The 13,019-nt window shown below is 72.2% G+C and carries 6 protein-coding genes and 1 CRISPR repeat array (1 of these 7 running past the window's edge); all 6 genes read left to right on the top strand.

Translation table 11 applies throughout. The features are described from left to right. Positions 1 to 434: 434 nt before the first annotated feature. Genes cas5c through cas2 form a run of 6 tightly spaced genes read left to right on the top strand, consistent with a single transcriptional unit; the run spans position 435 to position 5,775 of the window. Positions 435 to 1,124 carry a type I-C CRISPR-associated protein Cas5c gene (gene cas5c / locus ACGF5G_RS32555; RefSeq protein WP_393270120.1) on the top strand — a complete coding sequence of 230 codons (690 nt, stop codon included), beginning with the start codon at positions 435 to 437 and terminating at the stop codon, positions 1,122 to 1,124. Beyond that, positions 1,124 to 2,953, top strand: coding sequence for a type I-C CRISPR-associated protein Cas8c/Csd1 (gene cas8c, locus ACGF5G_RS32550; RefSeq protein ID WP_393270047.1), 1,830 nt, complete (start codon positions 1,124 to 1,126; stop codon positions 2,951 to 2,953). Before cas5c ends, cas8c begins: the two co-directional genes overlap by 1 nt. Then, entirely contained in the window at positions 2,950 to 3,813 is an 864-nt protein-coding gene (gene cas7c / locus ACGF5G_RS32545) for a type I-C CRISPR-associated protein Cas7/Csd2 (protein ID WP_393270044.1), read from the top strand. The genes cas8c and cas7c overlap by 4 nt, the downstream gene beginning before the upstream one ends. Beyond that, positions 3,810 to 4,460, top strand: a complete 651-nt coding sequence (gene cas4 / locus ACGF5G_RS32540) for a CRISPR-associated protein Cas4 (protein ID WP_393270041.1) — start codon at positions 3,810 to 3,812, stop codon at positions 4,458 to 4,460. Before cas7c ends, cas4 begins: the two co-directional genes overlap by 4 nt. Then, positions 4,453 to 5,481: a type I-C CRISPR-associated endonuclease Cas1c gene (gene cas1c / locus ACGF5G_RS32535; protein WP_393270038.1), complete on the top strand. Its 1,029-nt coding sequence runs from the start codon at positions 4,453 to 4,455 to the stop codon at positions 5,479 to 5,481. The genes cas4 and cas1c overlap by 8 nt, the downstream gene beginning before the upstream one ends. Before the next feature lie 3 nt (positions 5,482 to 5,484). Then, positions 5,485 to 5,775, top strand: a complete 291-nt coding sequence (gene cas2, locus ACGF5G_RS32530; protein WP_393270035.1) for a CRISPR-associated endonuclease Cas2 — start codon at positions 5,485 to 5,487, stop codon at positions 5,773 to 5,775. Between the two features lie 125 nt (positions 5,776 to 5,900). Continuing rightward, positions 5,901 to 13,019: direct repeats of the CRISPR family, unit length 37 nt; unit sequence GCTGCGCCCGGCCACCGCGCCGGGCGAGGATCGCAAC (it continues 4,957 nt past the right edge of the window).

The raw sequence follows: 13,019 nt of genomic DNA, 5'->3' as shown, positions 1-13,019 counted from the left end.
GCGCTATTGTCGGGGTCAATGCTCCGGAACGCGGCACACTGAGCGACTCCGAAGGAAGTTCGTATTAGCTCCAATCGCTCTCGGTCCTTGACCGTCAGGTTGTCCGCGCTTTTGGCTGCAGTGCCTGTGAGCACTGAGGATCGAAACGTTGCTGGCGCGGCATGCGCCGGTCCGAGCCTGCGTGCCGTCTTGAGTCGAGCGATGCGAGTCTTTCGACGGCGGACGGCTGGGCCGCCCCTGCTCTTGCCGAGGTCGCAGTCCGACCGGTAATAGATGATCTATCTGTCGCCTGAAGGTGAAAAGTGTCGTACCGCTGAGGCATGCTCGCACTCGCTGTGCGAGGGATGCGTTGATCCCGTGGTTAGGTGAATTCTCGATCGTATGTTCGATTGCCTCTGGTTTGAGGTGGAGGGATTTGTTCTGTGACGACGGATGTGGTTAACGGGCTGACGCTGAGGCGTAGCCCGGAGGGTGATCTCCCGGTGGTTGTGCAGGTCAGTGGTGAGGCGGCGCTGTTCTCGCGGCCGGAGCTGAAGGTGGAGCGGGTCAGCTATCCGGTGATGACTCCGTCGGCTGCGGTGGGCGTACTCGAGTCGATCTTCTGGAAGCCGGAGATGCGGTACCAGGTTGTCGCGATCGAGGTGCTCAAGCCGGTGAAGCAGTTCTCGGTGCGGCGTAACGAGACCTCCGATGTCGCGCCGCTGTCTGAGGCGATCAAGGGCATCCGCCGGGTGGATACCGCTGCCCACCGCGATCAGCGCAACGCCGTCTGCTTGCGCGACGTGGCGTACCGGATTCACGCGCACATCGAGTTGGCTGCGCACGCGGACAAGCCGGTCGCGGCGTATCGGGATCAGCTTCGTCGTCGGGTCCGCAAGGGAGCGTGCTTCCAGCAGCCGTATCTCGGCACTCGCGAGTTCAGCGCCGAGTTCGGCTGGCCGGATGACACCCGGCGCGCGGAGGTCAACGAGGAGATCGGCATCATGCTGCACTCCATCCACCGGGACGGAAGGTCCGCCCAGCCGAGGATGGAGTGGTTCGCGGCTCGGGTCGTCGACGGTGTGCTCTACGTGCCCGAGCGTGGGATCGAGTTGGCGCTGCCGGTGGAAGGCCAGGTGGCCTAGTGCTGCTGCAACGTCTGGTGGAGTACGCCGACACCAGCGCCGACGTCATCCCTGCGTTCTACGCTCGGAAGCCCGTGCGGTGGAGCCTGGAGATCGACGCGAACGGCGTACCCCGGGGAGACCTTGTCAGCACCGCCGACAAGGACGACCCGCAGCGCCGGTTCGGCGCGCAGCGGCTGGTGCCGGCGGTGACCCGAACGGTTGGGATCTCGCCCGCGCTCGCTGTCGACAACGGCGAGTACGTCTTCGGCTGGATCTCGGAGGGTGCCAAGCCGGAGCGGGTTGCGAAGCAGTATGACGCCTTCCGCGCCCTGATCAGCGACTGGGCCGCCGCCGAACCGGACGGCCCGGGCCCGGCCATCGCCGCCTTCTACCGGGACGGGCACGCCAGCGAGCTCCAACCGCCGGCCGATTGGAGCAGGGGTGACCTGATCGGCTTCTGGGTCGACGGGGTCTACGCGGCGGACACCGGTGCGGCGCGGCGGTTCTGGGCCGGGGTGGCCGGCGACCGGAAGGGTTCGGGCCGGTCCGGCCTGTGTCTGGTCTGCGGGCAGGTGCAGCCGTTGCTCAAGACTGTGCCTCAGCAGATTCCTCGGCGGTGGCTGCCCGGCGCCACCCAAAGCGCCTCGCTGGTCAGCATGAACGAGGCCACGCACGGCTACGAGCTGCAGAAGTTCCTCACCAACACCCCGATCTGCACCGACTGCGGCCTCAAGTTCATGACCGCGCTGACCGGTCTGCTCTCCGATCCGCTGCACAGCACCGCACTGTCCGGGCAGAACGCCCGGCTCGCCTGGTGGGTGCTGGGCGGCTCGACGTTTGACCCGTGGGCGACCGTGGAGCAGCTGGACCCGGCCCAGATTCAGAGCCTGATCGCGAGTCCCGCCAGCGGCAAGGAAGCGGCGGTCGATGATCTGTCCCGGTACTGCTCGGTGACCGTGGGCGGCAACGTGGCCCGGGTGGTCGTACGGGACTGGGTTGAGCAGCCGATTCGCCAGGTGAAGGACAACGTCCGGGCCTGGTTCGGCGACCACAAGATCGTTGACGCCTGGACCGGTGAGGTGGTGGAGGTCAAGGTCTCCCAGTTGGCCCGGGCGGCGGGGCGGTTCGAGGCCGGACGCAACGGTGGCCCCGGGACCTGGACCAGGTTCGGGGCTTCCGGCGAGCACCGACCGCCCGACGTGTTCCACCGGCTGCTCGGCGCCGCGCTGCTCAAGCGGCCGTTGCCGCCGAAGCTGCTCAACCATGTCATCAACCGGATCCGTATCGACGGCCGGCTCGACGCGGCCCGGGCCGCACTGATCCGGCTTGCCCTTCGCCGTCATCCGAACCTGCCCGCGCATGAACGAGAGAGGCTGACACCGACCTTGAATGTGGAGCACAAGCAGCCGGCCTACGTATCCGGCCGCATCTTCGCCGTCATGGACGACCTGCAACGGACCGTGTTCCGGGTCGCCGACCAGAAGCTGAACACCACCTTTGCCGAACGCTACTTCGGCCGGGCTATCGACAACCCACAGGTCGTCATCGTTTCCGGCCGCCGCAATGTGCAGGCGTGGCTCAAACGGCTGCGCGGGCCCCTGCGCCGGCCGAACTGGTCCGAGGCGTACGAACGTCGACTCGACGACCTGTTCGTCCAGCTCGGCGTCGCGATTCCCAACGGCGCGGTGCTGACCGACAAGGCCCAGTTCATCCTTGGCTACCACCAGCAGCGGGCCGAGATGCGCACCGAACGACTCGCGGCCGCCGCGAACAAGAAGAAGACCGACCTGCCTCCGGAGCCCGCCGACGCGGCGCCGACCAGCAACGACGAAGGAGACAACGCATGACCGCCGCACACCTCGACCCCACCCGCCGCCACGACGCCGTCCTGCTGTTCGACGTCAGCGACGGAAACCCCAACGGCGACCCGGACGCCGGCAACCAGCCGCGTACCGACGACGAGAGCGGACAGGGCCTGGTCACCGACGTGGCGATCAAGCGCAAGATCCGCGACACGGTGTCGCTGTTGCGCGGCGACGACCCGCGCTACGGCATCTTCGTCGAGGCCGGCTTCGCCCTGAACACCCGGATCGAGGCGGCGTTGAAGGCCAACCCGGGCAAGGCCGACGAGGCGCAACGCTGGATGTGCCAGCACTACTTCGACATCCGCATGTTCGGCGGCGTGCTCAGCACCGGCAAGGGCGGCGGCGCCGGGCAGGTCCGCGGCCCGCTCCAGCTCACCTTCGCCCGCAGCATCGATCCGATCCTGCCCACCGACCACACCATCACCCGGGTCACGCAGACCCGGCAGGAGGACATCGACAAGGGGGAGCGCACGGAGATCGGCTCCAAGTGGACCGTCCCGTACGGCCTGTACCGGGCGCACGCGTTCTACTCCGCGCCGCGCGCGGTGAAGACCGGCGTGACCAGCGATGACCTGGCCGCTCTGTGGCAGGCCATCACGGTCATGTTCGACCACGACCGGGCCGCCACCCGGGGCGAGATGAAGCTGTGCGGGCTCTACGTGTTCAGCCACCCTGACGCGTTCGGGGTCGCCCCGTCGGCCGCCCTCACCCAGCGCATCACGCTCAAGCGCAAAAACGACGACAAGGCAGCGCGGGCACACACCGACTACACCCGCACCATGGACGAGTCGGGACTGCCGAACGGTGTCGAGCTGACCAAGCTGGTCGACCTCTGGCCGTGACCAGCGACCACCCGACGGACAGCGGCACCGACCTGCGGGAGGTGCCGCTGTCCGCGCTGGAGCACTACGCCTACTGCCACCGGCAGACCGCGCTGATCCACGTCGAAGGCATCTGGGCGGAAAGCGCCGAGACGGTACGCGGCGACCTCAGCCACACCACCGTCGACCTGCCCGGCATCCACCGCCGGCGGGGCCTCACCGTGATCCGGTCACTACCGGTGTGGAGCCACACCCACGGCCTACGCGGCATCTGCGACATCGTCGAGTTCGAGAAGGTTACGGCCACACCCGTCGAATACAAGGTCGGACGGTACAAAGCCGGCGGGCCCGCCGAGCTGCAACTCGGCGGGCAGGCGCTTTGCCTCCTCGAAGCCGGCTTCGACGTGCCAACCGGCTACATCTACTCGGTCGCCGAACGGCGCCGACACGCGATACCCATCGACGCCAACCTGCTCGACCGGGTCGTGGCCGCGACCGCGGCCGTACGCCGGATGTTGGACACCCCGGCATTGCCCGCGGCACGCAACGACGCCCGCTGCCGGCGATGCTCACTGCGCGAGAACTGCCTGCCCGAGCTGACCGACGGCCGGAGGCAGGCCACACCCGACCTGTTGACCCCACGACCGTTGGGACAGTGGCGTGACTGAGCTGCTCAACACCCTCTACGTGCAAACCCCCGGCACCAGCCTGCACCTCGACGGTGACACCGTCCGGGTGTACCACCCCGACCAGCCCGGACGCCGGCTGCTGCCGCTCGTCCGGCTCGACCACCTGGTCCTGTTCAGCGGTGTGACACCCAGCGACGATCTGCTGCTGCGATGCGCCGACGACGGCCGCTCGGTCAGCTGGCTCACGGGCAGCGGACGGTTCCGGGCTGGCCTGGTCGGCCCCACCCACGGCAATCCGCTGCTCCGCCAAGCCCAGCACCGGGCCGCCGACTCACCGGACCGGCAACTGCCAATCGCGATCGCCGTCGTCGCCGGCAAGATACACAACGCGCGCCAAGTGCTGCTCCGCACCGCGCGGGACAGCAGCGGGCATCGGCAGACCGCGCTGCGGGCGAGCGCCGAACTGCTGGCCGGGCGGCTTGAACTGCTCGCCACCGCAGCCAACACCAACGAAGTACTCGGTGTCGAGGGCATCGCCGCACGCGACTACTTCGCCGCCATGCCGTACCTGCTCAGCGAGAGTAAGGACTGGAAGGCGTCCGGGCGGAACAAGCGACCACCCACCGATCCGCTGAACTGCCTGCTCTCTTTCCTGTACGGCATGCTCCGCGTCGCCGTGCAGGGCGCACTCGACCAGGTCGGACTCGACCCGTACATCGGCTTCCTACACGCCGTCCGGCCAGGCAAGCCCGCTCTCGCCCTGGACATGATGGAAGAGTTCCGGCCATTACTGGCCGACCGGCTCGCGCTCACCATGCTCAACCGGCGCGAGCTGACCCCCACCGACTTTGAGGAACTGCCAAACAAGGCGTACCGGCTCACAGACGGTGGACGCAAGACCGTGCTGGCCGCCTGGCAGCAGAGCAGGCAGCGTAACTGGCCCCACGCGCAGCTCGGCCGGGAGGTGCCCGCCGCACTGCTGCCGCTCGTGCAGGCCCGGCTGCTCGCACGCCACCTCCGCGGAGACGTGGTTACGTACCAGCCATGGACGGTGAACTGAGCCATGGACCTGCTCGTCACGTACGACGTCGAGACAGTCACCCCACAGGGGCAACGCCGACTGCGCAAGGTCGCCAAAATCTGTGAAGCGTACGGCCACCGCGTGCAGAAATCAGTGTTCGAAGTCGTCTGCCGCGAAACCGACAAGGTGCGCTTCGTCGCCGCCCTCCAAGAGGCCATCGACCCGACCCAGGACAGCATCCGGATCTACCGGCTGCCGGCCCACGCACTCGACGATGTCGAACACCTCGGCAAGCCACGGCCGATCGACCCACGGGGGCCGTTGGTGATCTAGGAACCCCAAGTGGACGCGGAAACCCCAGGGATTCCGAGTCGATAGACATGGACAAGATGAACAAATCGGACCGCGGGCGGGTCAAACGTGCATCGTCAGACCGCTATCTTTGCTGCTCGCGAGCCGCTGCGCCCGGCCACCGCGCCGGGCGAGGATCGCAACGGCCTGAAGCCCTACCGCCCCGCCCAGGCCGGCGAGGACGGCTGCGCCCGGCCACCGCGCCGGGCGAGGATCGCAACCGCACGCAGTACGCGCATGTCTTCGAGGCGAGCGATGCGCTGCGCCCGGCCACCGCGCCGGGCGAGGATCGCAACGCGGCATGAAGGGCATCATCCGTCGCTGCGACGGCGTCGCTGCGCCCGGCCACCGCGCCGGGCGAGGATCGCAACGCCTGGTATCCGCGCGGTACGCCGTCGCGGTCGCGGCTGCGCCCGGCCACCGCGCCGGGCGAGGATCGCAACAATCCGAGTGTCACCCGTGTGCGGCTGACGTCGGGGGTGCTGCGCCCGGCCACCGCGCCGGGCGAGGATCGCAACATCCTCGCCGACGGCGTATGGCGGCCCGACAAACTCGAGCTGCGCCCGGCCACCGCGCCGGGCGAGGATCGCAACACAATACGAAGCGGCCCCCGGCGGGGGCTGGATCCCGGCTGCGCCCGGCCACCGCGCCGGGCGAGGATCGCAACCTCGTCGGTCAGCTCGTCCTCGTCCGGCAGCAGCAGCGGCTGCGCCCGGCCACCGCGCCGGGCGAGGATCGCAACAGGTGGGTGAAGTCGATGACCGGGTCGCCGGGCTCGCCCGGCTGCGCCCGGCCACCGCGCCGGGCGAGGATCGCAACACCGGCCGTACCCCAGGTGCCCGTACGGTCCGCCCTCGCTGCGCCCGGCCACCGCGCCGGGCGAGGATCGCAACCGGTACCGACGCCCGACCGACTGTCGGTCGGGAACCACGGCTGCGCCCGGCCACCGCGCCGGGCGAGGATCGCAACGCGAGAGGACGCCCGGCGGGCGTCCCTCCGGGGGCGGCTGCGCCCGGCCACCGCGCCGGGCGAGGATCGCAACGACCTGACCGACTACTTGAAGCCGGATCCGGTCGCGCGCTGCGCCCGGCCACCGCGCCGGGCGAGGATCGCAACTCACGTCTGGTGGGCAAGTGACGCGCCGAAGATCGGCCGCTGCGCCCGGCCACCGCGCCGGGCGAGGATCGCAACGACGATCTTTGTTGAGCCGTCACACAGTCAGTCGCGGTAGCTGCGCCCGGCCACCGCGCCGGGCGAGGATCGCAACCCCCGTTCGGGCGTGGGTCACAACGCAAAACCGTCCGGCTGCGCCCGGCCACCGCGCCGGGCGAGGATCGCAACGCCCAGACGGCGCAGACGAACCTCGTGTGCGATGTGGAGCTGCGCCCGGCCACCGCGCCGGGCGAGGATCGCAACCGGCCAGAGGGAGAGCTCGAGGAACGCGCCGCCGGAAAAGCTGCGCCCGGCCACCGCGCCGGGCGAGGATCGCAACTCGGCCCAGTAGCCGGGGTTGATGTGCTTGCCTCGGAAGCTGCGCCCGGCCACCGCGCCGGGCGAGGATCGCAACGCCGCGCCGAGCAGCTCGTCGGCGGCGTCGGCCGCGTCGCTGCGCCCGGCCACCGCGCCGGGCGAGGATCGCAACACGAGGCTGTCCGTCCAGTTGAGGGCCGGCGGGGCCGGCTGCGCCCGGCCACCGCGCCGGGCGAGGATCGCAACCGCCGACCGGCCGCCGTTGGCGCCGTGGGGAGCTGCGGGCTGCGCCCGGCCACCGCGCCGGGCGAGGATCGCAACTCGTCCACGGGACGCATCTTGTCACGGAGGCGGTAAGGGCTGCGCCCGGCCACCGCGCCGGGCGAGGATCGCAACGACTCGTCCGGCTCGGACCTGGCGCAGGCGCTCGAACAGCTGCGCCCGGCCACCGCGCCGGGCGAGGATCGCAACGCCCGGGCAGACGGTGGTCGCGGCGCTGCTGGCCGGTGCTGCGCCCGGCCACCGCGCCGGGCGAGGATCGCAACTTCAGCGAGCCGTCCACGCAGGTCGACCAGTGGCGGCAGCTGCGCCCGGCCACCGCGCCGGGCGAGGATCGCAACAACTCGGCGAAGGGCCGGGAGAACGAGAAGGCCCTGGCTGCGCCCGGCCACCGCGCCGGGCGAGGATCGCAACCTGCTCGGTCCACTGCGGCTCGTCGTGCCGGACGAGCTGCGCCCGGCCACCGCGCCGGGCGAGGATCGCAACCTCGCCGAGGTCCTGCAGCCCGCGGCCGGCGAGGGGCTGCGCCCGGCCACCGCGCCGGGCGAGGATCGCAACTCCCCGTGGACGGTCTACACCCGGGGCATCTACCGCCGGCTGCGCCCGGCCACCGCGCCGGGCGAGGATCGCAACAGCGAGTCGACGAACACCACGTCGGCGCCGTGCTGCTGCTGCGCCCGGCCACCGCGCCGGGCGAGGATCGCAACGGTGCCGCTGCATCGGCCCCTGACGTTGCAGCCGGATGCTGCGCCCGGCCACCGCGCCGGGCGAGGATCGCAACTCCGGCACCTGGCGGAAGGTCGGCGAGCTGGGCGTCGCTGCGCCCGGCCACCGCGCCGGGCGAGGATCGCAACACCGCCGCCGCTGCGGCGACCTGGGGCCGCATGGTCGCTGCGCCCGGCCACCGCGCCGGGCGAGGATCGCAACCTCAACATGTCCGGCGGCGTGCTCGCCCTTGTTGTGGCGCTGCGCCCGGCCACCGCGCCGGGCGAGGATCGCAACAGGTAGAACCGTCGCGCCTTTTCCGGCGGGGTGTTTGGGGCTGCGCCCGGCCACCGCGCCGGGCGAGGATCGCAACGATTCTCGGCCGCTCCACGAACGCCACAGGCGCTTCGGGCTGCGCCCGGCCACCGCGCCGGGCGAGGATCGCAACTCCTACTGACCATCCCATCCCGGGGCCGCTGCGTGAACGCTGCGCCCGGCCACCGCGCCGGGCGAGGATCGCAACTTTGCACGTCGTCGACCCGGCCGCCGAACCGTCCGGGCTGCGCCCGGCCACCGCGCCGGGCGAGGATCGCAACGAGGAGATCTGCGACAGCAACACCCGAGAGACCTCAGGCTGCGCCCGGCCACCGCGCCGGGCGAGGATCGCAACCCGGGGTCGACGCGCGGCGTCGGCAACGCGCGTACGGGCTGCGCCCGGCCACCGCGCCGGGCGAGGATCGCAACATGCGGTGGGTGCGGGAGAACGTGCGGATCGACTACGGCTGCGCCCGGCCACCGCGCCGGGCGAGGATCGCAACATCTCAGGTGACACCCCGGACGAGATGAAGGCTTCCGCAGCTGCGCCCGGCCACCGCGCCGGGCGAGGATCGCAACACCAAGTTCCGGTTGCTGAAGACCCCTGAGTCTCCCAGGCTGCGCCCGGCCACCGCGCCGGGCGAGGATCGCAACACGTCCTACGACGAAAATGACGACCGGATCGATGACTAGCTGCGCCCGGCCACCGCGCCGGGCGAGGATCGCAACGTGAGGCCGAAAGCTACCTCCGTATGTGCCGAATGGTGCTGCGCCCGGCCACCGCGCCGGGCGAGGATCGCAACGGCGCCTGGTCGACGCGATCGACCCGGCCGCCGACGTGCTGCGCCCGGCCACCGCGCCGGGCGAGGATCGCAACAACCGGTGTGGCCCGGACAAGCACGTCGAACCCAAGCGCTGCGCCCGGCCACCGCGCCGGGCGAGGATCGCAACCACCGTGCTGGTCACCGCCACCGTCGCCGACGACAAGCGCTGCGCCCGGCCACCGCGCCGGGCGAGGATCGCAACGTCGTGGCGCTGCTCGATCAGCCCACGGTCGGCGAGCTGCGCCCGGCCACCGCGCCGGGCGAGGATCGCAACGCTGGTGATCTATCCGGCGCACGAGCGGGTCGGCCGGCTGCGCCCGGCCACCGCGCCGGGCGAGGATCGCAACTCGTAGAACTTGATCGTGGTCGGGCTGAGGCCGGACAGCTGCGCCCGGCCACCGCGCCGGGCGAGGATCGCAACGGTGCCCAGGCCGGCACCAACCCGCCGAACAGGTCGAGCTGCGCCCGGCCACCGCGCCGGGCGAGGATCGCAACCCCGAGTTGCGCCGGAGCCCGCGCCGGAGCCGCCCAGGCTGCGCCCGGCCACCGCGCCGGGCGAGGATCACAACTGCCTGAACCTCACCAGCTACATGGGCGAGCGGATGGGCTGCGCCCGGCCACCGCGCCGGGCGAGGATCGCAACTACCGCTGGGCGGTGGAGGAGAACGAAGTCGACAGCGAGCTGCGCCCGGCCACCGCGCCGGGCGAGGATCGCAACAGCCGGTACGGCGCCGCGCGCCGGGAAGGTATGGGCTGGCTGCGCCCGGCGACCGCGCCGGGCGAGGATCGCAACATGCCCTCCCACAGGTCGAAGTCGGTCATGCGGCCACGCTGCGCCCGGCCACCGCGCCGGGCGAGGATCGCAACGCGTTGAGGACGTCGAGGACGTGCCAGCCGTCGGCGGCTGCGCCCGGCCACCGCGCCGGGCGAGGATCGCAACCAGTCGCAGCGTCATCGACTCGGTCGGGTTGGACTGCCGGCTGCGCCCGGCCACCGCGCCGGGCGAGGATCGCAACCGGCGGTCGGCCGGGCCACCGTGGCCGGAATGGAAGGCTGCGCCCGGCCACCGCGCCGGGCGAGGATCGCAACGGATGGATGGACCCCAACAGCGGCGACATGAAGGGGGCTGCGCCCGGCCACCGCGCCGGGCGAGGATCGCAACGCTGAGGGTGTGCGGGTCGTGCTCGCGGTCCTCGGGAAGGCTGCGCCCGGCCACCGCGCCGGGCGAGGATCGCAACCACGCTTCGGCGCTGACGACCGCCACGCCCTCGCCGAGCTGCGCCCGGCCACCGCGCCGGGCGAGGATCGCAACCGCAGATGGTGAGGCGTTTGCCGTACTCGTTGTAGGCGCTGCGCCCGGCCACCGCGCCGGGCGAGGATCGCAACCCAGCGTTTCGGCCGCTGCTGCTCGGCGGGGCTGTTGCTGCGCCCGGCCACCGCGCCGGGCGAGGATCGCAACCGCCGGCGCCGAGGCGGCAGCGGCAGCGGCGGCAGCGCTGCGCCCGGCCACCGCGCCGGGCGAGGATCGCAACGTCGTGAGCCTCACCCGACCCGGCCGCCACGGGGGCAGGCTGCGCCCGGCCACCGCGCCGGGCGAGGATCGCAACCTGACCATGGGGGTCTCGGGCGCGGGCAAGTCCAAGGGGCTGCGCCCGGCCACCGCGCCGGGCGAGGATCGCAACCAGGGGCCACCACGCGATCGGCGGCGGGGACGCGGTGGCTGCGCCCGGCCACCGCGCCGGGCGAGGATCGCAACGTCGGCTCCGTCGGCGTGACCGCGATCCTCTGCGGCTGCTGCGCCCGGCCACCGCGCCGGGCGAGGATCGCAACGTCATCGCTCCTGCTGCGATCTTGGCGACCTTGCCCGCTGCGCCCGGCCACCGCGCCGGGCGAGGATCGCAACGTCTATGTCCTGACGCCGGGTGGTCGGGTCAGTATCGGGCTGCGCCCGGCCACCGCGCCGGGCGAGGATCGCAACATCGCCCACGCCCGCCAGGACATCCCCGCCCTGCTCGCTGCGCCCGGCCACCGCGCCGGGCGAGGATCGCAACAGCAGGGCGCGAAGCCGCTCGACTCCGCGTTGTACCGGCTGCGCCCGGCCACCGCGCCGGGCGAGGATCGCAACACCAGCGTCAGCGACACATACTCGGCCACGGCCGCGCGCTGCGCCCGGCCACCGCGCCGGGCGAGGATCGCAACGCGGTGGGGTTGTGGTCGGCCTCGCCGGTGTACCACCGGCTGCGCCCGGCCACCGCGCCGGGCGAGGATCGCAACGACCGCCAGTGCCAGGATGACGGCCAGTGCGACCCGGGCTGCGCCCGGCCACCGCGCCGGGCGAGGATCGCAACATCGCCCAGGAGAAGGAGCCGCCGTACCTGGTGACGGTGGCTGCGCCCGGCCACCGCGCCGGGCGAGGATCGCAACGGCGCCGCGTCGGGCTCGGGTGCTCATGTCGGGGTCGGCTGCGCCCGGCCACCGCGCCGGGCGAGGATCGCAACCCAGGGGGCGGCGTTAATCCGGCCGCCGTCGAGGGCTGCGCCCGGCCACCGCGCCGGGCGAGGATCGCAACACCCGCGGGTCCTGGCCGCGAGATACAGCCTCTCGGCTGCGCCCGGCCACCGCGCCGGGCGAGGATCGCAACACAGCGGGCGCCAGGTCACCGCCGTCGTCCTCGGCCAGCTGCGCCCGGCCACCGCGCCGGGCGAGGATCGCAACCCCCTGGGGGGGGGTCTCTAGGTGCTTTGGCTTCGCGGCTGCGCCCGGCCACCGCGCCGGGCGAGGATCGCAACGGCGGTGGCAGCCGCGAGGGCGGTGGCGTACGCGTAGCTGCGCCCGGCCACCGCGCCGGGCGAGGATCGCAACTTCGCCAGCGCGGTCACCTCGCCCCAGCGGACGCCGGTGCTGCGCCCGGCCACCGCGCCGGGCGAGGATCGCAACGGCACCAAGGCCGAGGACTTACAGGGCGCCCTGGCGGGGCTGCGCCCGGCCACCGCGCCGGGCGAGGATCGCAACCGGGCCGTCCCCTGGACGTCCGACGGGATCACCAAGGCTGCGCCCGGCCACCGCGCCGGGCGAGGATCGCAACGTCTCGCGGATCGCCTTGACCTCGCGGCGCAGCTCGGGCTGCGCCCGGCCACCGCGCCGGGCGAGGATCGCAACTGTCTGTTCAACCGGGTGAGGCCGTCGGCGCGGTCGACGCTGCGCCCGGCCACCGCGCCGGGCGAGGATCGCAACGTCGCGGCCTCGTCCTCGCGCGCAACGGTGACGGCCGGCTGCGCCCGGCCACCGCGCCGGGCGAGGATCGCAACCGCCGGCCCGCCGGCGAGCCGGGCGGGAACACCCGCCGCTGCGCCCGGCCACCGCGCCGGGCGAGGATCGCAACGTCGCCTACAAGAACAAGACCACCGGCCACGTGCACGCTGCGCCCGGCCACCGCGCCGGGCGAGGATCGCAACGCCGCGATGGCCGCGAACGTCTCTGCGTTACTGCCCGCTGCGCCCGGCCACCGCGCCGGGCGAGGATCGCAACGCCGTGGCCGGCGGTGACGTGGGCTTTGGTGATGGCGGCGCTGCGCCCGGCCACCGCGCCGGGCGAGGATCGCAACTGGCCGGCCGCTACCGCGAACGTGCGGGA

Origin of the sequence: Micromonospora sp. NPDC047730 (assembly GCF_043204765.1) — a bacterium.
Lineage (GTDB): Bacteria > Actinomycetota > Actinomycetes > Mycobacteriales > Micromonosporaceae > Micromonospora.
This window is presented reverse-complemented; position numbering and strand designations above follow the sequence as displayed.

Coding starts and splice junctions, on each gene's coding strand:
- cas7c (WP_393270044.1), top strand. CDS start 2,950: ATGACCGCCGCACACCTCGACCCCACCCGCCGCCACGACGCCGTCCTG.
- cas2 (WP_393270035.1), top strand. CDS start 5,485: ATGGACCTGCTCGTCACGTACGACGTCGAGACAGTCACCCCACAGGGG.